This window comes from Botrimarina colliarenosi (assembly GCF_007859955.1).
Classification (GTDB): domain Bacteria; phylum Planctomycetota; class Planctomycetia; order Pirellulales; family Lacipirellulaceae; genus Botrimarina; species Botrimarina colliarenosi.
The window spans coordinates 137,870-156,479 of record NZ_SJPR01000006.1; the positions used below are offsets into that span (position 1 = coordinate 137,870).

Consider the following 18,610-nt stretch of genomic DNA (forward strand, 5'->3'; position numbering starts at 1 on the left):
TTGCCCCGATCATGAACGCCCTGACAACTCTCTGCCCCCGCATCGCTGCGATCACGGCCTGTTGGCTGATCGCTGCCGGCGCCGTCGCGCAGATCAATCTGCCCGCCGAGCCGGGCGGCCGCGCCGCGGCGCCGCGTGGCGGGCGGACGCACGACATCGGCGGCTGCGTCGTCGGCCTGGTGACCAAGCGGGACCTCGCCGCCACCGAGTCGGGGATCCTCACTCACGTCGGCGTCAAACGCGGCTCGCGGTTCCAGGCCGAGGACGTCATCGCCGAGATCGACACCCGCGAAGCCGAACAGGCCTACAAACGGGCCGAGGCGGAGTACCGGCTCACCGTGATGCGCGCCCGGGACGAGATCGAAATCGTTTACGCCAAGGCGCAGGAAGAGGTCGAGAAGGCCGACTACCTCGAGGTGATGCAGGCCAACGCCCAGATGGCGGGCGCCGTCGCCGAGGCCGAGGTCCGCAAGGAACAGCTCGAATGGAAGCGGGCCCAGCTCGGCGGCGACAAGGCCGCCAAGGACCAGCAGCTCGCCCTGATGGAAGTCAACGTCAAGCGCGCCGAGATGCAGCTGGCCGAGATCGCCCTTGAAAAGCGCCGCATCCGCGCCCAGTTTGGCGGCGAGGTGCTGCGGCTCCACCGTGAAGAGGGCGAATGGGTCCAGCCCGGCGACACCATCGCCGAAGTCGCCCGCCTCGACACACTGCAGGTCGATGGCTGGGTTTACTTCGACGAGTTTGACCCCCGCGACATTGAGAACTGCCGCGTCACGATCAACGTCCGCGTCGGGCCCGACCGCACCGAGCAGGCGACCGGTTTCGTCGTCTACGTCGACCCGCTGGCGGAGTACGACGGCCAGCGCGCCCGCTACCGTGTCCGCGCCGAGATTTCCAATCGCCTCGAGAACGGCCGGTGGCTGATCAGCCCGAACTTGATCGCGACCATGAAGATCCATCTGGGGACGAGCGACGGCGCCGCGGTGGGCGGACGAGGCGCCAATGGCAGTAGCACCCGGTGATTCGATGGCGGATTGGGGATTGCGGATTGCGGACTCGGGTCTGCTGACCGATTAGGTGACGTCCCCTTACTAATCCGCAATCCCAATTCCGCAATCCCTCCATGGCTTCCCTCGCCGACAGCCTGGTCTCCTCCAGCAGCCGGCGGCTGCCGATCCGGGTGCGTCCCGACCTCGAGGCGAAGAAGCAGCGCTACCAGGGCCGCGTCTACTGGGTCGTGAAGGACCCGGTCGCCCTGCAGTACTTCCGCTTCGAGGAAGAGGAGTTCGCGATCCTTGAGATGCTCGACGGCGACTCGAGCCTCGACGAGATCGCCGAGGAGTTCGAACGGCGCTTCCCGCCGCAGTCGATCCGCACCGAAGAGCTGCAACAGTTCGTCGGCACCCTGCACCGCAGCGGCCTGGTCATCACCGACGCCCCGGGGCAGGGCGACCAGCTCAAGAAACGCCGCGACGAACGCGTCGGCAAGGAGCTGCAGCAGAAGTTCACCAACATCCTCTCGGTCCGCTTCAAGGGGATCGATCCCGATTGGATCCTCAACCTGCTCTATAGCTTCCCGCCGGTCCGCTGGTTCTTCAGCCAGACGGCGTTCGTCCTCTGCATGATGCTCTGCCTGTCGGCGCTGTTGCTGATCGGCGTGCAGTTCGACGTGTTCCAGTCGAAGCTGCCCGCCTTCAACACGTTCTTCGCAGCCGAGAACTGGATGCTGCTGGCGGTCGTACTCGCCTGCACCAAGATCCTCCACGAGTTCGGCCACGGTCTTTCGTGCAAGCACTTCGGCGGCGAGTGCCACGAGATGGGCGTCATGCTGCTGGTGCTGACGCCGTGCCTGTACTGCAACGTCAGCGACTCGTGGATGCTCCCCAACAAGTGGCACAGGGCCGCGATCGGCGCGGCGGGCATGTATGTCGAAGTGGTGCTCGCGTCGATCTGCACCTACATCTGGTGGTTCACCGAGCCGGGGCTGCTGCACTATGTCTGTCTGAACATCATGTTCGTCAGCTCGGTGAGCACGATCCTGTTCAACGCCAACCCGCTGCTGCGGTACGACGGCTACTACATCGTCAGCGACCTGCTGGAGGTGCCCAACCTCCGCCAGAAGTCGAGCTCGATCCTGACGCGGAAGGCGGCCGAGTGGTGCCTGGGGATGGAGCAGCAGGACGACCCCTTCTTGCCGCAACGCAATCAGTTTCTGTTCGCGACCTACACCGTGGCGGCCGCCATCTACCGGTGGGTCGTCGTGCTCTCGATCCTCTACTTCCTCAATCAAGTTTTCGAGCCGTACGGGCTCAAGCCGTTGGGGCAGGCGATCGGGGCGATGGCCCTATGGGGGCTCGTTGGGCAGCCCTTCGTCAAGCTCTTCAAGTTCTTCAAGGTTCCCGGGAGGCTGAACAAGGTGAAACGCGTCCCGCTGTTGATCACGCTGCTCGTCATCGCCGGCGTCATCGCCGCGGTGGCGACGGTCCCCCTGCCGGCGTACGTCTACTGCCCGGCGGTGGTCCACCCGCGCGGCGCGGTGAGCGTCTACGCCGAGGTCCCCGCCACGCTGGAGGCGGTCCTGGTGAAGCCGGGCGACCGCGTCGTCGTTGGGCAAGAGCTCGGCCGCATGAAGAGCCTCGACCTGGAGGTCGAGATCGCCCGCCTCGAGGGCGAGGTCGCCGGCTACGAGGCGGAGATCCGCTCGCTCGAGACGGTCGCCTTCAGCGACGAGACCGCCTCGAGCCGCTTGGCCCAGGTGCGCGAGAGTCTCGCCGGCGCTAAGGAGCAACTCAAGAAGCAGCTCGAGGACGCCGAGCGCCTGGTGCTGCGGGCGCCGGTCGCCGGCGTCGTCATGGAACCCGACTACCGCACCAACCGCGGCCAGGACCCGAAGGACCTCGCCGTCTGGGAAGGGACGCCGCTCAAACCCGAGAACCGCGGCGCGACGCTCGAGTCGGGTGACCGCTTCTGCCGCATCGGCGACCAGCGGTCGCTCGAGGCCCGCATCGTGATCGGCCAAGACGACATCGACCTCGTGTTGGAAGGCCAAGCGGTCCGCTTGATGCTCAACCAGACCACAGACCTCAAGTATGTGAGCAAGATCACGAAGATCTCCAGCGAAGAGCTGCCCGAGACGCCCCCCCGACTGTCGAGCCTCACCGGCGGTTCGGTCGCCACCGAGACCGACCCCTCCGGCGCCGCCAAGCCGCTCTCGCCGATGTACGAAGCGATCATCCCGCTGGGCGACTACGACCGCCTCCCCGAGGCGGCCCAGCAGCAGCACGACTTGCTGCGCGTCGGGCTGGTGGGCGAGGCGAAGATCACGATCGAACCCCGCACCCTCTGGCAACGCTTCTGGCGTTACCTAACCCGGACGGTGAATTTCGATCTGTGAGAGTAAGGACCGCCAATTCTTCCATGCGGCGATGGCCTTTCACGGGCCTCTCGGTGGTCCGACGACCCGCAAGAAAAACCTTCGCTTGCGGACACGCACGGCACGCCCAAGTGGCATGCCCAGTCGTCGCTTGTGGCGCTGTGGGTCGCCTCAAGCGGTCGGATGCCGCCATCGATTGGTCAACGACGTAGCGATTGCAGCGAGGAACAGAGCGAGTGCGCCCGGCTCGGGGACTGCTGCGGAGGCCGCGGAAGACGCCGCTCCGAAGATCGTCGCGCCGTAGTTGCTCACCCAGAGGTCGTAGTGGTCGCTGCCAATGACTCCGGGGGTGCCAGGAGCGTTGACCAAGGTCCCTTCGGCGGCGCCTTCGTTGTCACGCCAGACGGTGTAGTCGGCGGCATTCACCACGCCATCGTTGTTGAAGTCACCGGCGAGCTGCGTGTTGGGAATGGCGGTTGTCCCCAGAAGGCCCGAGCCCGAGAAATGCGAACTCTCGAAGTCGGCGCCCGAGCCGATGCCGCCGAAGGTCCCAAGCGTAAGTTGGGGAATGCCGTCTAGGTAGAGAGCGCCGATCGTATCGGTCCCGGCGAAATCGAGATCGAACAAGCCACCACCGCCTACCTCGACGTTGCCCGTGTCCGACAAATACGAGTTGGTGATGCTAAGCACTCCGTCCTCGACAATGGTGTCGCCGCTGTAGGTATTGATTCCATTCACAATCCACTTTCCGGAACCCGATTTAGCTAGATTGACGACGCCGGTCGCCGAGTCACTGATCGTCGGGTTGAGCACGTTATCGCCGGTGTTGTCGCCGGCGAGCGTAAACGTGCGCTCCACGTCGACAAAGCTGAGGGTTGAGGCCGCGGCTGCGAAGTTTACAAACGGACCGACCGGGTCACTGAACTGGACACGCGTCGGGCTCTGAATCTTGACAATCGTGATGACTTCGTCGTCATCGCTACCCGACTCGGTCAAAAAGCTCCCGCTGATCTGCATTCCTGGAACCAGATCGCTGGTGTCGCCAATGTTGTAGGCGACCGAGGAGCTGGCCTGGGTGACGCCCGTCTGGAATCCGAAAGCCGGGCCGCTAACAACACCAGAGCGGTCTTCTGCCGTGTCGATCGTCAAGGCGCCCGTGCTGCTGAAGATCAGGGGGCCGCTTCCCGACGAGTCGATCGTCGCCCCCCGGGTGCCGATCGTAAACAGCCGGTCGGTCGCGTCGCCATTTCCCTCGTAGCGAAGCGTCGATCCCTGCACAATCAGATTGGACGCGTCGCTGGAAGACGCACCGATGCCGCTGGTCTGACCACCGTCTGCTAAGTCCAAGACGGTGAGTGTCGTGCCGGCGTAGGAACCGCTCTGGAATCCCGCGGAACGGCTGCTGAGCGTGTTGCCTTCGATAAGCGTCGCTCCCGTGTAATCGTTCGTTCCGGTGATGCGGACGCCCCCCAAACCGCGGAGCGTCCCCGAGTCGAGGCCGTTGGTCGCCACCAATTTGTTGGCGCCGGTCAGCTGGTTCGTTCCGGGCAAGGTGATCTCGCCCGTGCCGCCACCGAAGCGGTAGGTCGAGTCCGCGGGGGTCACCGAACCGGTGTACGTGATGCCGTTCGCGCCACCGGCCAACGACATGTCGGAAACGGGAGACAAGTCGCCCGAAGTGAAGTCGAAGTCCGCGTCGGCCTCCGCTGCGGTGAGCATCAGGCCGCCGTGATCGTAGTCAAAGAACCAGACGACATCACCGGCCGGCGTAAGCGGTCGCTGGCTCCGGTTGTTTAGCTTCGCGATAAATGCCGAGTTGACCGTATTGGGATCGCCAGCCACGTAGAGGGTTCCGGTGTCGACTCCGACCGAACCCGCGATCGAACGGATTTCAGCGATGGGGAGCGAGTCGTTGGACGCGAAGTGGACGTTGGCGCCCTCAATGTAGGACGCCTCCGAATAGGAGTTGTTAACACCGGTGATACGCACCGTCCCCGTGCCACGGAAACCGAACGACTGGGGCTCGTTCTCTAACTCGTCGATACGGTTCTTCATTTCGCCGGAGACAATTGTCTCGCCGCTCCCGTCGAAGTACAGCTCACGCTTGGTTCCCTCGGGGGGATCGCCATCGGCGCCGATCTGGCCAGAAACGGTGAAGGTCTTTCCGGCCGGCAATTGGTTAACGATCCCTCGTGAGTTTTTCTGCGTGAGGCCGCCTGCCCAGTCGAGGCTGTGCTCACCGGCGATCGTAACGTAGTCCGAGAAAGCCCACTCGTTGTTGATCGTGCGGTTGTCGTCGGTTGACGACATGACGCCGCCGCGCCGGATAACGGCTGTGCCGAAGGCGAGGTCGTTGTCGAGCACGATCGGTCCCCAGGCGACGACGGTCCCGCTAATGGTGTTGGCGCCACTCAGCACGGTTGTCGTGTCATCTCCGCCGCCAAGCTCGAGCCGCCCATCCCCCGAGATAATTCCGTTGATGCGGACCGTCCCGGGGCCCGAGCGGTTGATGCCGCCGTCGGCCACTCCGTCTTCGGTGTTGACGTTCGTTACCACGACGTCGCCGTTGATATGCAGCTCGGCGTCGCTGGTGGCTAGATTGAGTTGCGAGGTTCCGGCGCCGAAGGTGATTGAGCCGGTGATCGTGAGGTCATTGGTCGTGACGAAGTCATCCAGCGACTTGATCTCAACCCGTTCGTTGTTGATCAAGATCGGAGCGCTGATGACGTTGGTCGAGCCGGGAACTCCACCGCTAACGAGCAACGCTTGACTCGAGTTGAAAGAAGGGATGACATTCTCGGGGTCGAGATTGTTATTCAACTCATAGTTCTCGAAGACGAGGCGACCCCCCGTCGAAGAGATGGTCGTCGTGACCGGACCGGCGGTCCCGCCGAGCCGCAAGGAAGCCACGGTTACGTCCGTGGCGCCGACATCAAGATTCAGATCAGCGCCGAGACCCACGGAGAGGTTTGCGCCGATGACGGGCGAGATGACTTCTTCAGAGGGGTCCGCACGACCCGGGTCATCTGGGAACGCAGGGGTGCTCCAGTTGCCATCGATTTGCCAGAGTTGGTTGCCCGTCAGCGAATCGTTCCAATCGGATTCAGTGATCTGCGCGGTGGCCTCCAGGCAGATGAGGCTAGCAGCGACGACAGTGAGACTTCGCGCGAGGGAGGTGCTACGCATGATGGTTGGCATGCCGCAAGTTCGAGGCGGAGGAAGACAAGGAATGACTGCCGGAACGCGACGCATTAGAAATACGTGCGAAGAATTGGCGTGCTTGAGGAGCTTGAGGAGGAGGCCGACCTTAATCAGACGACGAGCCAGCGGGCCGAAGCGTGCTCAGGGGTGGCCAGCTGACAATCACCATCGTAATACGCGTGCTGACAATCACCATCGTAATACGCGTGCGTCGCGAATAGACAGCGTTTTTTGGCCCTGCATACGGACAGTCGCTTGATCAATCACTTTGAGCAGCGCACGGGCGCCACGTTGAAGCGGTGTCGCTACTGACCCGCCGTGTAAGCTCCGGCGACGATGGACCGCCACGCTGGGCTGGACTCACACCGGGCTGGCCGTCACATCGGGCTGGCAAGTTCCGTTTCGAAAACGGCGTCGCCGGGAACCGCTCGCGCCGAGATTCGAGGCGTTCCTCCCGCTGGGTGGTCTTCCCCCGATCTATGTGCCAGCCACGATGAGAGAATCGGGATGCTTGGATGTTACTCCGTTGGGCTGCTGGAGCGGAGGGCCCTGCGAAGCCGTAGGCTGAGCAGGGCCCGGAGCGGGAGCGGGGCAGCGGTCCGCGAACTCCGCCGGCGGATTGTACCCCAGTGAGCTGTGCGGTCGGTAGTGGTTGTAGTCGAGGCGCCACCGGTCAACGCACCAGCGGGCGTCTTCTAGCCCCAAGAACAGCTCGCGGTCGAGCAGCTCTTGGCGGAAGCGGCTGTTGAAGCTCTCGATGTAACCATTCTCCCAAGGGCTCGACTTGGCGACGTAGAGCGTCTTCACGCAGGCTCGGTCGAGCCAGCGGCGGATGCTCTTGGCGACGAACTCGGGGCACTATGAAGCCGGGACTGTCAAGTTCCGTTCTCCTCCGTTCAGCAGCTTCTACGAGGACGTCAGCGAGATCGGCTCAGGTCACTATCCGGGGTGTCCGTGACCGGGTCACGGTCCCATACAACTCTGCGACGCGGCGGCGCTCATTTCCGTTGCCGAGCTTTCGCTCACCAGAATTCACGAGCTCTGCCGCCGCGATCGTTCCGTTCTCCGCTGCGCCCGGCAGCTCGCCGCCGAGCTTGCTTCCCGCCGGTGGGGTTCACGCAGGGCCTATGCCGCGAGCCCAAGCCGTTCGGCATCCCAGTCCTTCTCATCTCGTAGCATCGCCCAACACCAGACGAGCAACCGTCTGCCCAGCGCTACCGTCGCCTGCTTACGGCGGGTGCGTTCGCCCTTGCTCAGCCTGCGGTACAACTGCCAAAGCAAGGCCGCTCCGCGGCGATGCTCCGCATCTCCGCCAGCAGTTCGGCGTCGAGCGTCGCTCGCTTCAACTCGTAACGCTGCGTCGATCGTGGCTGGCCCAGCACGCGGCAGACGCGACGCTCGGTCGCCTTCTTGGGCCCCGAGCGTAAGCGGCGGACCGTCTCGACGGTCCGCCGCTTACGCTCGGGCCACTTATCAGTGGACGCGGCCAGTTTCCCTTGGCGGCTTCCTTCAAGATCTCCATGTCGAGCGCTTGATTAGCCACCAGCCGCTTCAGACGCGCGAGCCCCTTCCGCCTTCGCCATCGCATCGGACCTGCGCCAACCGCTGAGGTCCGATGCGATGGCGAAGGCGGAAGGGGCTCGCGGGACTTATTGCAAGCCGCCTGGCTGGGTCTGCGGAGAGGCTTCACGCCTTGGCTGCATTGGCCGAGGAGGAAACAACCCTCGGCGTGTCGGTTCGACGCAGATCTCGGATGTCAAAAGACTCGACTGCGGCCCCCTGGAATTGGTGGGTGTCACGAGGCTGGCCAAACTGCACGGGGAGCAGCAATCAGGAGTGTACGATCTGCCCGGATGAGGCCCCACCCGAGCAATAGCAGAGCGGCGCCTGAAGCAAGAAAGCCCAGGTCCCAAACGAGATGTCCTGAGGTTTCAGTCACGTGATGAACATGGAGGAGATGGTGGTCGATGACGCCCTCGACGAGATTGAACAGGCCCCATCCGAGGCTTAAGGAGCCTACGAATGTCCGTGTCGAGAGAGGCACATGCGGATTGCGTACGGCGTTCCAGACCATCGCCAGACCAATCGCCGCCATAATCCAGCAGAACACGTGGAAGAGGCCGTCCCAGAACATATTGATCTCAAGATTGACCGCCAAAGTACGAACCTCGACATCTCGAACGGGAAATCGGGCTGAGAGCATGTTGTGGAGCTGCAGCAACTGATGGAAGACGATTCCATCGACAAAGCCGCCCAGACCGATCCCTAGCATTGTGCCACCTGTGATCAGCGGCTGAGTAATGACAGTGTTGCTCACGGTGTCTCCGAGTTGGGCGTAGAGTCGGACTGGGGTGCTTCCGTTCGGTGCGCTGTTGGGGCTGGTGGAAGCTCACTCCGAGAGTTCCAGGGAGCGCCGAAACGCATAAGCGCCACGATAAGAAGCATGGCGGGCAACGGCAGAAGCGTCAGAGCGCCATTAAACCAGAAGTCTTCGTTGAAGATCCCCGCCGCGACCTCCTTGCCGACGTCTGAATTGCAGTAGGGACAACCCCATGCCACCGATCCCGCCAATGTGGTCGAAGCGACAAAGATACGAATCAGAGAGACCTTCGTCTTAAGCACGGAGTGCATCATCCACCCTCCTCGTCAGATAACTGAGTCATGGATCGCGAAAGTCGCCTCGCAGTTTTTTCAGTTCTATTCTTTCGTCATCGATCTCACGCATCGTACGAAATCCTAGACGACGTAAAACTGGAAGCGGTGGGCACCATCCCTGAACGGCGTGTTGCAGCAGAAACGCCGTCACGGCAATCGGCAACGCAATCCATCGCCGATCTACCGTGGCTGACAGGACACAACCTGTGAGCGCTAATGTCGCCGCGTTGGCTTCCAACGTTCTTTCGGTGTCCCATTCATGATCGAGCTGCGCCAATCGATCGCTAATCTCACGCTTCGACGCATTGCGATATTTAGTAACTATCCCAGAACTGGTCTTGGCGGCGTAGGGCGAAGTTCGTAGAGGTTCTCGCAACCCGAACCATGGAGGTGCGAGATGGCCGTTGCGGCGTCGCTGGAGACGATCTGGGAAGTGGACGATACGTTGTGGGCGATTGTCGAGCCCATCCTGCGAGAGGCGTACCCGTCCAAGCCTACCGGTCGGCCACGGGTCGATTTCCGGCAGGTCTTCAACGCGGTCCTCTTCCGCTTGCGGAGCGGCTGCCAGTGGAACCGCATGCCGGCCGAGCTGGGGAGCGACTCGAGCAACCACCGCTGGTTCCAGCGGTGGCGAGAAGACGGCGTTTGGGAGAAGGTGTGGGCGACACTGGTGGAGCGTTGCGACGAGCTGGGGGGCGTCGAGTGGGACTGGCAGGCGGCCGACGCGATGCTGGGCAAAGCCCGCTTTGGGGGGGCGATGTCGGTCCGAACCCGACGGATCGGGCGAAGAACGGCACGAAGAAGAGCCTGCTCGTTGACGGCCAAGGGGGCCCGCTCGCCGCGATGACCTCGCCGGCCAACTGGCACGACTCGAAGTGTCTGGAGGACCTGCTCCACATGGTGGTCGTCGAGCGTCCCGATTCGACCGAGCGGCTCTGCCTCGACAAAGGCTACGACACGCCGGCCGCTCGCCGAGTCGCGGAGGAGTTCGGATACGAACCTCGCATCGAACCGATCCAGCGGCCAGGCAACCCCAAGCCACGAAGGCGCAAGAACCGACGCTGGGTCGTCGAGCGAACCTTCGCCTGGCTCAGCAAGTGCCGCGGCCTCTTGGTCCGCAACGAGAAGCACGCCGAGAACTACCTCGCCCTCTTCCAACTCGGCTGCCTCCTGCTCTGGTACCGAAGGTTACGACAACTGACCGGATAAGGCACTTCTGGGATAGTTACTTATTGATACGCTGCTGCATTTCTTCGCGGATACGATCATTGACGTGTTCTGCCGTATGCAGGGGGACTCGCTCGGCGGTTGCAGGAAGCATTGCGATTTTCCTTAGTAAGTAGGCACGGGGCATAAAAAATCTGTGGAACTCTCCGGCTCCGGCCGAATTATCCTCCCGATCCCGCGCGTTCAATGGCCCACAACACGGCGGCGAGCAACGGCACGAAGCCAAGCACGAAGGTAAGCGTGGGTAAGCCGACCAAGTTGGGGAGGGTGAGTTGGCCGCGGTCGCCCCATTTCTCGACTGACTTCGAGAGGACTAGCGACGCCTCGGCGTAGAGATAGGAACCGACCATTAGACCGAGTACGCCACTGACAGCGTCGTAATTGCCTTGCCCAAGCGCCGCAGCGCCCGTTCCGGGACAGTAGCCCAAGAGTGCGAAGCCGACTCCGAAGAGCAGCCCGCCAAGAATGTTCGCCGCGTAGCGGGTCGGCTTTAAGTGAAGTTGGACCAGTCCCATTCGATGCAGTGAGAAGACGCCAATCATCCCCACAATTATGGCAGATAGCATCACCTTAATGACCGTGAAGTCTTCCAGGAGGAGAACTCCCATCAGGATGTGGTACTTGGCGACTCCCCCTTTCTGGAGCAAGAAACCAAAGGCGATGCCAAAGACCGCTCCTAGCACCAACTGAGTGATTGGCCTAACTTTCTCGTTTGTCGTCGATTTGTTGGGTTCGCTCATGTCTCATTGCCAATAGGCGGCAAGTCCCTTTCAGATTTGGAACATCAACATTGCAACGGCAATGCCCGCGACGAAAAAGCAGATCACGGCGATCCATGACCCAACGGCGAGCTGCATGGTGCCGCTGATGCCGTGGCCGCTGGTGCAGCCGCCCGCTAGCCTCGCGCCAAACGCCATCAGCACTCCCCCCACAAACGCAACCGCAAGGCGCAGCCCGACGCTATCGCCGAATCTTGCTTCCCACATTGCCGGCGTCCAGCGGAGTGTCAATTCGTTACCCGTCCACGCGGCGAGGAACGCCCCGCCTATAGCGCCGACCACGAGCATGACTTCCCAGTCCACCCGTGGCTTTTTGTCTTGATAGAACTTCAAAGAAGCGGTGTGCCTCGGAGCGATTGCCGATCCGATCATCCCCGCGACCCGTGCGTAAGCGGTCGATGCTCCGAGCGGCTTGTTTGAGAAATAAAACGTCATCATCGACAGCAAGCCGATCAGTGATCCCACCAGATACGGGGACCAAGCGGGCTCAGAATAGGCGTTCGGGTCGGCGCTCAATTCCGCGGCCCCGACGGGGCACGCGATAAGCAACAGGCCAAACGTGGCAGGTATCGTAGCGCCGACCTTCATGGCTATTTCTCCACCGGATAGTCGGCGTTCGTCCACGCCTGCCAGCTTCCCGGGATGTTATGGACATCAAAACCGCGCTTCTGCAGCAGGCTGGCCCCGATACTTGCGCGGTAGCCGCTGTTGCAGTAAACGGCGACCGGATTCGCTCGATCTAGTTCGTCGCTCCGCTTTTCCACTTCAGGAAGGAAAAGGTGCTTGGCGCCGGGGATACGTCCACCCTCCCACTCCTCTGGCGTGCGGACGTCGATAATTTGATAACGGTCGGCGTCACTCTTCAACTGGTGAACGGTAACCTGATCGGTCTCTTCCAGTGGCAATCCAGCGTTGTCCCATGCCGTCATGCCGCCTACCAGGTATCCAGCGTATTTGCAGAAACCGGTGCGTAGCAGAAGTCGAACAACTTGGTCGATGTCGTCGTCACTGTCGAGAATGAGCAGTAATGGGCTTTCCGGATCAAGGAGCCAGCCAGCCCAAATTGATAGTTCCGGGAGATTCCCGAAATTGAGGGCGCCGCGGATGTGACCGCCGCCGTAGGCCAGCATATGCCGCGTGTCGAGCACGATATTGGCGGAGTTCTCTAGGGCCGCTTGAAACGCCTCGGGAGGTAGCGCCGATACCCCGGGCAGGTTGCCCAACACCTCGGGACCGCGTGCATTGAGCTTCTTCATCCGCTGGTAATACGTCGGCTCTGGGGGGGCGGTCGAAAGCGCGTATTCTTTAAACTCCTCACGGCCGTGGTATTGCAAAAAGGGATTGAACCGTCGCTCGTACCCAATAGCACTCTCTAAACGATCGCCGATCGAGGCGCCACACGGCGATCCTGCGCCGTGCGCAGGAAAAATAATGACCTCATCGTCGAGCTTCAAGAAATAATCGTAGAGCGTGTCGTACAACTTGCCGGCGAGTTCCTTGGCCTCTCCCGAACCGAGCAGGTCGGGACGTCCAGCAGAATTGACGAACAAGGCGTCTCCGGTAAATACCGCGAACGGCGTCGGCGCCCGCTTTTTCTCGCTGGCTTCGTAGACCATGTGTTCGGGCGTGTGCCCAGGCGTGTGCCGCGCCGTTAGAACCACCGAGCCGAACTCGAACTGGTCGCCGTCCCGGACCTCTTCATGGTCGAAGGAGTACTCCGCGTCACCCTCGACACTCACGAAGATCGCGGCATTTCGAGCCCTGGCCCTAAGCTCGCAGGCGCCACTGACGAGGTCGGCATGGATGTGCGTTTCGAAGATGTGTGTGATCGAGAGTTTCCGCCGTCGCGCAATCTCAAGGTAGACCTCCACATCCGCTCGGGGATCGATTACGGCGACGGTCCCTGTAGCGTCATCGCCGATGACATAGGACAGCTCGGCGATTCCCTCGGTCTGCACGCGTTCCAGTATCATCGACATGGGTGTTCTCCCGCTCCGTGTTTGCGTTTGCCATTTATGGATCCGGCAGGGGCTAAGAATGGGGCTCAGTACTGAGCCGCTTCGGTCGCGGACTGCGCTGGTGTGCCGCCCGCCGGTCCACAGCGAATGCCGCGATTCCAGCCATCGCGAGCCCAACAATCCAGAGCCACGGAGAAGTACCCGTCACTTCAGGAAACGTGATTCGCCCCCAGTCCCCCATGCCTTTGATCAGCGGCTGGAGACTTGGGAAGGCGCCGACAAACCCCAGGGCCCCCGTGAACATGCCCGCCAAACCCACGAGAGCGTCCCTCCGGCCTTCGCCACTGCCCGCGATGCTCGTGCCTGGACAGTAGCCGAAGACTGCCATCCCGACGCCGAAGCAAACGGCCCCGCCTAGCACGCCCCCGAGCAACACAGGCCTGATATGCAGCGATGCTTCGTCGATTGCGACCAGGGCGTATACCCCAATGGATCCCACCACGACGGCCGTGCCCATTATTCGCACGACCGTCCAATCGCGGAGTCGTAATTGCTCAACAATGACTTCGAACTTTGCGACACGCCCTTTCTGGAGAAGGAACCCAAAAACCACACCGGTAGCGAGGCCCAACAGCAGCCGATCAGGAGATTCAAACATCTTGCACTCCTTGTCCACGGTACATGGCGAGAGCGGTAAGGATGGCGACTCCGAAAGCGATCGATATAAAAAGCCAGCTTGAGACCGCAAGCTGCAGCGAACCGCTGATGCCGTGGCCACTCGTGCAGCCCTGAGCTAACCTGGCGCCAAACATCATCAGAGCAGCACTCAGAAAGGCTGCCGATAGTCGCTTCCATTTGCTCGGTCCAAACCGTCTCTCCCACATTGGAGGAACCCAAAGCCGGTTCTGGTCTCCCGAAAGACGTGCACTAAGCAGAGCGCCAAAAAAAACGCCCACAACGAGCATCGCTTCCCAACCAATGATGGGCGGTTTCCCCTCGGCCCGCTTGGCGGCAAAGTAGGGGTGCTGTTCCGCCATGTCGGGGATAGCAGCCGCCCAGGTCAGCGCAGCGGCGTGCTCGAATGCGGTGGTTATCCCGAGGGGCTTGTCCGCTGTGGCGAACGAGAACCAACTCAGTATGCCGATTAGCGAGCCCACCACGTACGGCGACCATGATTTCTGAGAAACCGCATCGATCATTTTTTCGCCTTGCTGGTGCATACCGAGCCAAGCACCTGGAACGTAGGGATAATGTGCACGGGCTGCTCTTGCTCCTTGCCCGTAATCGACCTGTGCCACTTAAGGTGTCGTCGCCTGTTGAGCAATTCTTGTTCCATCTGACCTAAACGACCATTGCGGGGCGTTAGATCATCGTCGGTCTCAAGAAAAAAGGTGTCGCAAATGACGCATACAGGTGGTTCTACGGCGGCGCGGCGGGTCTTGTGGTACCAGCAAGTGTGCTATGGCTACGAACGTCTCCGCAGTCTTCGACCTACGACAAACCTACAGAGGCTTCATCGTTCTCCGCAGGGGCGGATACCGCGGGAACAGCGGTCGAGTGAGATCGCGTCGCTCAAAAACGGCTCCTAGTAAGTCGCCGATGGTGGACCACCACCAGCGGATACCCCCTTCGGCGCAACTTGCTGAGGTACATCAGACGAATGGCACTTAGTTAAGGACGTTCGCTGAAGTGCTGTCGCAACCCGTGGTTGGTGCTTGGGATGCCCAACCACGACAGGGCGTGCTACCGGCCAGCACTCGCTCGATAACTAAGTGCGATTCGTACATCAGACCGACCCTTTTTCCGCCCGAATCGGCGACGCCCCCGTCTAGTACATCCAGCACTTCGGCCGCTGCCAATCAGGGCCTGCCTTGTAGTAGCCAGCAGTCCCGCTTCGGCCTCTTTCTCAAAACCAACCCGCTTCGCGGTACCAGGCGTAGGTCTCCGCATAACGCTCGGCGAGCGGCTTGCCCGGCGCCCAGTCGAGCGTGGCCTTGATCTTTGCCGGGTCGCAGACCCAGCCGCTGGCGGAGGCTTCGCGGAGCTTGTCCATGCCGAACAGCGGCGCCTTGCCGCGGAGCTTGCCGATCAGGTCGCCGGCGATCGCTACCGGCAAGAACGGGTACTTGCGGCGGCGGAGGACCCACACCTTCTGGCCCATCGCCGTGCCCGCCATCCGGCCCATGTCGGCGTAGGACGATTCGGCCGGGTCGGCGGCGAAGTAGAGCCCGGTCGGGTCGTTCGGATCGGCGTCGGGCGTGACGCGCTCGCCCCGTTCGACCACGGCGATCATCGCGTCGACGAGGTCATCGACATAGATCAGCGAGAGCGGCAGCCCCTTCATCTGCGGCACGGCGTGGATCGGGACCCGCCGCACCGCTTTGAACAGCATCAGACCGTTGCGGTCACCGGGGCCGAAGACCACCGGCGGGCGGAGGATCGAGAGCGGCAGGCGGTCGGCGTATCGGCGGGCGGCGTGCTCGCCGGCGAGCTTGCTGCGGCCGTAGAACGAGACCGGCGCGGGCGGCGTCGCCTCGTTGTGGGGCTGGCCGGGGAGTGAGGGGCCCGTGGCGGCCAGCGAGCTGACCAGCAGCACGGTGGGCGGAGTGGCTTGCGCGGCGGCGACCCGGCAGAGCCGCTCGACGCCCTCGGCGTTGACCCGGGTGAAGTCCTCGAGACGGGCGCCGGTGATCTGTCCGGCCAGATGGTAGACGGCGTCGGCGCCGTCGAGGGCAGCGGCGAGGCTCGCCTCGTCCGCGAGCGAGCCGAGACGCCGTTCGACCCCCAAGCGCTCGAGCTGCGAGACGTCGCTGGTGGCCCGCACGAGGCACGCGACGTCGGCGCCCCGGTCGAGGAGCCGCTCGACCAGCCGCAGTCCGATGAAGCCCGTGGCGCCGGTGACGAGGATGCGAGGCATGCTTAGCAGAGGGATCGATAGCGGAGAGACGGAGGCGGCAGCAACTGGGACTGGCTTGCGTGAACGGATAAACTCGCCGATCTAAACCGCCATCCGCAATCCCCAATCCGCCATCGCATGCCCCGTCCCCTCCGAATCGAGCCGGTCGTCAACCGCTACCAGCGCCGCGATTGGCTCGAAATGCCGTGGAAGGTCAACGCGGGCGACCCGTGCTGGGTCCCGCCGCTGCGGGACATGCAGCGGCGTCAGGCGGGCTTCGCGAGCCACCCCGTGTGGGACGGCGCCGAGCGGCAGGCCTACCTCGCGATGCGTGGCCCCGAGCCGGTGGGCCGCATCCTGGCGATCGAGAACCGCGTCCACAACGAGCACGCCGAGGACAAGACCGGGTTTTTCGGCTTCTTCGAGTGCTTCGACGACGCCGAGGCGGCGGCCGAGCTGTTCTCAGCCGCGGAGGAATGGCTGCGGGGCAGGGGTCTCACCGCGTCGCGCGGACCGATGAATCCCACGCTCAACTACGAGTTCGGCACGCTGATCGAAGGGTTCGACACGCCGCCGTATTTCTTGCTGACGCACAACCCGCCTTACTACCAGCGGCTGATCGAGAACGCCGGCTACGGCAAGGTGCAGGACATGTACGCCTACCGCGGCGACATCTCGATGCTCGACAGCCTGTCAAAGGACAAGAAACTGCTCACCGTCGACCAGATGGTCCGCGAACGCTTCGGGGTGACCGTCCGGCCGATGCGGCTTCGTCACTTCCGCGAAGAGGTCGAGACGTTCCTCGACCTCTATAACCGCGCGATGGACCACAACTGGGGACACGTCCCGATGACCCGCGCCGAGGTGGTCCACTTTGCGAAGGACCTGAAGCAGCTGCTGGTGCCCGAGTTGGCCCGCATCGCCGAGGTGGATGGCAAGCCGGTTGGCTGCGTCTTCGGACTGCTCGACTACAACCCGCGCATCAAGGCGATCGACGGCCGGTTGTTCCCATTCGGCTGGGTGCGGCTACTGAGGAACAAGAAATCGCTGTCGCGGATCCGCATGGTCAGCACCAACGTGCTCCCCGAGTACCAGAGCTGGGGGGTCGGCGTCTGCTTGTCGGTGAGTCTGCTCGAGCCGGCGTTGTCGCACGGCGTCACCGACTGCGAGTTCAGCTGGATTCTTGAGACGAACGACCTTTCGCGGAAGACCGTCGAGAAGGGGGGGGCGCTGCGCTATAAGACGTGGCGTGTCTTCGAGAAGGCGTTGTAATGGGCCCAGAGGTGGGCGCGTCGTGCCTGACGTCGCCCCGTGGGGAGACGGTTTCAGTGAAACTGGATGGCGCCGTGTCCTGGCCGCTTTGGCGGGCCCGGCGCCAGAGGTTCGCCAGCGCCTGCGGTAGGCCCGGGCTCTCGGTCAGGCGGTAGGGCGAGTCGGCGGGCAGGCCCTCCATGAGCCGGCGGTGCGCCTTGGGCATCGCGTGGTACGGCATCGAGGGAAACAGGTGGTGCAGCGCGTGGTACTGCAGCCCGACCGGCGCCCACAGCGTCGTCAGCCAAGGCCGATGGGGGTAGTTGATCGAGTCGAGCAGTTGCTCGGTGAACGACATCGGCTCGTCATTCGCGGCGCGGCGGTCGTAGTAGTACCGGTGAGCGCCGAGCGTCCGCACCGAGTTGACGAACAGAATCGTCACGGCCACGGCGTAGACGTGCGGCAGCAGCCAGGGGTCGAGGATCCCGACGCCCATCCAGCTGCGGACGATCATGAACGAGGCGATCACCAAGAACCCGAAGCAAGCGATCTCTTGCATCCGGATATTGCGCAGCTGGCGGTCGGACGGCAGCGGGCGGACGTACGCCGGATCGATGATCATCGACGACGCGTGCCGATGGACCCAGTCGCGGAACGGTTGGCCCAGCCAGGTGAGCGGCGTCATCACGCCGAAGCGGACGATCGCCAAGATCGGGATGATGAAGCTTTCGGCCAGGTATCCGAGCAGATGCCAGACGGGCCGCGAGCCGAAGGGGAGGTACTCGCCGTCGTGGCTGGTGCCGTAGCTCCGCCGGCGGTGGTGGTCGAGGTGGGTCGAGTAGGTGAACGACGGCATCAAGAAGGGGATCCCGATCAGCAGGTTCCAGACGAAGCGGAACGCGCGGAAGTTTTTTTCGGGCTGGTGGGCGATTTCATGGGTGAAGAGGGCGCAGCGGTAACCTAGGATCACTGCCATCGCGAAGGCGGCCGCCCGGGCGGGCCAGGGGAGGGCCCCGGCCTGCATCAGCTGGATGCCCGCTATGAGGCCGACCCAGCTCGATAGGAGATCGACCCAGTACCGCCAGAGCTGGGGCCGCAGGTCATCTTCGCGCAGCAGGGAGCGGGCCTCTCGCATCGAGAAAGCGGGGACAGTCGCGGGTGCCGAGTCGCTTCCGTGTGACAACCGAGGGTCTCCAGGCGGATATTTTGGCCAACTTGGCCGGTCGGGCGGGGTCTTTGTCTCTTGTGTGGTACGCCAGAACCGAAGTTG

14 protein-coding genes and 1 pseudogene are annotated in these 18,610 nt (G+C 62.8%); 4 read left to right on the top strand and 11 right to left on the bottom strand.

All coding sequences use genetic code 11. From position 1 onward, the window contains the following. Window positions 1-11 precede the first annotated feature (11 nt). Together Pla108_RS18100 and Pla108_RS18105 are read left to right on the top strand one after the other, a co-directional pair. Window positions 12-1,022 (top strand): efflux RND transporter periplasmic adaptor subunit, encoded by a 1,011-nt coding sequence (locus Pla108_RS18100; RefSeq protein WP_146446386.1) that lies wholly within the window; start codon window positions 12-14, stop codon window positions 1,020-1,022. Between the two features lie 101 nt (window positions 1,023-1,123). Next, window positions 1,124-3,394 carry an HlyD family efflux transporter periplasmic adaptor subunit gene (locus tag Pla108_RS18105; RefSeq protein ID WP_146446387.1) on the top strand — a complete coding sequence of 757 codons (2,271 nt, stop codon included), beginning with the start codon at window positions 1,124-1,126 and terminating at the stop codon, window positions 3,392-3,394. Between the two features lie 150 nt (window positions 3,395-3,544). Here the strand turns inward: Pla108_RS18105 and Pla108_RS18110 are convergent, their stop codons facing one another. The 4 genes and pseudogenes from Pla108_RS18110 to Pla108_RS18120 form a co-directional block, all read right to left on the bottom strand. Next, a complete protein-coding gene (locus Pla108_RS18110) occupies window positions 3,545-6,571 on the bottom strand; it encodes a beta strand repeat-containing protein (protein ID WP_197526678.1) in 3,027 nt (1,008 codons plus the stop codon). Window positions 6,572-7,183: 612 nt separating this feature from the next. After that, window positions 7,184-7,429 (bottom strand): annotated as a pseudogene (locus Pla108_RS21370) (integrase core domain-containing protein); the annotation flags it as partial. Between the two features lie 398 nt (window positions 7,430-7,827). Continuing rightward, window positions 7,828-7,956, bottom strand: a complete 129-nt coding sequence (locus Pla108_RS21490) for a hypothetical protein (protein WP_261342529.1) — start codon at window positions 7,954-7,956, stop codon at window positions 7,828-7,830. Window positions 7,957-8,369: 413 nt separating this feature from the next. Then, complete coding sequence (locus Pla108_RS18120) at window positions 8,370-8,891, bottom strand: DUF2243 domain-containing protein (RefSeq protein ID WP_231934548.1); 522 nt, start codon at window positions 8,889-8,891, stop codon at window positions 8,370-8,372. A gap of 771 nt (window positions 8,892-9,662) precedes the next feature. On the opposite strand from Pla108_RS18120, the gene Pla108_RS18130 reads away from it, so the two are divergent. Further along, a protein-coding gene (locus tag Pla108_RS18130; RefSeq protein WP_146446412.1) for an IS5 family transposase occupies window positions 9,663-10,438 on the top strand; the annotation gives its coding sequence in 2 pieces (ribosomal slippage) (window positions 9,663-9,969 and window positions 9,969-10,438; 777 coding nt in all). A gap of 179 nt (window positions 10,439-10,617) precedes the next feature. Here the strand turns inward: Pla108_RS18130 and Pla108_RS18135 are convergent. From Pla108_RS18135 to Pla108_RS18160, 6 genes are all read right to left on the bottom strand, one after another. Then, the gene (locus Pla108_RS18135; RefSeq protein ID WP_146446389.1) at window positions 10,618-11,196 is read right to left on the bottom strand and encodes a YeeE/YedE thiosulfate transporter family protein; all 579 of its coding nucleotides are present in this window, start codon (window positions 11,194-11,196) and stop codon (window positions 10,618-10,620) included. Between the two features lie 30 nt (window positions 11,197-11,226). Next, on the bottom strand, window positions 11,227-11,823 hold the full coding sequence (locus Pla108_RS18140; protein WP_146446390.1) for a YeeE/YedE thiosulfate transporter family protein: 597 nt from the start codon (window positions 11,821-11,823) through the stop codon (window positions 11,227-11,229). A 2-nt stretch (window positions 11,824-11,825) separates the two neighbouring features. After that, window positions 11,826-13,214: an MBL fold metallo-hydrolase gene (locus tag Pla108_RS18145; protein ID WP_146446391.1), complete on the bottom strand. Its 1,389-nt coding sequence runs from the start codon at window positions 13,212-13,214 to the stop codon at window positions 11,826-11,828. Between the two features lie 52 nt (window positions 13,215-13,266). Beyond that, on the bottom strand, window positions 13,267-13,851 hold the full coding sequence (locus Pla108_RS18150) for a YeeE/YedE thiosulfate transporter family protein (protein ID WP_146446392.1): 585 nt from the start codon (window positions 13,849-13,851) through the stop codon (window positions 13,267-13,269). Further along, window positions 13,844-14,491, bottom strand: coding sequence for a YeeE/YedE thiosulfate transporter family protein (locus tag Pla108_RS18155; protein WP_231934549.1), 648 nt, complete (start codon window positions 14,489-14,491; stop codon window positions 13,844-13,846). The genes Pla108_RS18150 and Pla108_RS18155 overlap by 8 nt, the downstream gene beginning before the upstream one ends. Window positions 14,492-15,099: 608 nt before the next feature. Further along, window positions 15,100-16,110 (bottom strand): NAD-dependent epimerase/dehydratase family protein, encoded by a 1,011-nt coding sequence (locus Pla108_RS18160; RefSeq protein WP_146446393.1) that lies wholly within the window; start codon window positions 16,108-16,110, stop codon window positions 15,100-15,102. A 117-nt stretch (window positions 16,111-16,227) separates the two neighbouring features. Between Pla108_RS18160 and Pla108_RS18165 the strand changes: the two genes are divergently transcribed. Further along, complete coding sequence (locus tag Pla108_RS18165; protein WP_146446394.1) at window positions 16,228-17,361, top strand: N-acetyltransferase; 1,134 nt, start codon at window positions 16,228-16,230, stop codon at window positions 17,359-17,361. Here Pla108_RS18165 and Pla108_RS18170 read toward each other — a convergent pair. Continuing rightward, window positions 17,261-18,475 carry a fatty acid desaturase family protein gene (locus Pla108_RS18170; protein WP_146446395.1) on the bottom strand — a complete coding sequence of 405 codons (1,215 nt, stop codon included), beginning with the start codon at window positions 18,473-18,475 and terminating at the stop codon, window positions 17,261-17,263. The genes Pla108_RS18165 and Pla108_RS18170 overlap by 101 nt on opposite strands. Window positions 18,476-18,610 lie beyond the last annotated feature (135 nt).

Excerpts from the sequence above, each read along its gene's own strand:
- Pla108_RS18100 (WP_146446386.1), top strand. The coding sequence starts at position 12 with ATGAACGCCCTGACAACTCTCTGCCCCCGCATCGCTGCGATCACGGCC.
- Pla108_RS18105 (WP_146446387.1), top strand. The coding sequence starts at position 1,124 with ATGGCTTCCCTCGCCGACAGCCTGGTCTCCTCCAGCAGCCGGCGGCTG.
- Pla108_RS18110 (WP_197526678.1), bottom strand. The coding sequence starts at position 6,571 with ATGCCAACCATCATGCGTAGCACCTCCCTCGCGCGAAGTCTCACTGTC.
- Pla108_RS18135 (WP_146446389.1), bottom strand. The coding sequence starts at position 11,196 with ATGAGCGAACCCAACAAATCGACGACAAACGAGAAAGTTAGGCCAATC.
- Pla108_RS18140 (WP_146446390.1), bottom strand. The coding sequence starts at position 11,823 with ATGAAGGTCGGCGCTACGATACCTGCCACGTTTGGCCTGTTGCTTATC.
- Pla108_RS18145 (WP_146446391.1), bottom strand. The coding sequence starts at position 13,214 with ATGTCGATGATACTGGAACGCGTGCAGACCGAGGGAATCGCCGAGCTG.
- Pla108_RS18150 (WP_146446392.1), bottom strand. The coding sequence starts at position 13,851 with ATGTTTGAATCTCCTGATCGGCTGCTGTTGGGCCTCGCTACCGGTGTG.
- Pla108_RS18160 (WP_146446393.1), bottom strand. The coding sequence starts at position 16,110 with ATGCCTCGCATCCTCGTCACCGGCGCCACGGGCTTCATCGGACTGCGG.
- Pla108_RS18165 (WP_146446394.1), top strand. The coding sequence starts at position 16,228 with ATGCCCCGTCCCCTCCGAATCGAGCCGGTCGTCAACCGCTACCAGCGC.
- Pla108_RS18170 (WP_146446395.1), bottom strand. The coding sequence starts at position 18,475 with ATGCGAGAGGCCCGCTCCCTGCTGCGCGAAGATGACCTGCGGCCCCAG.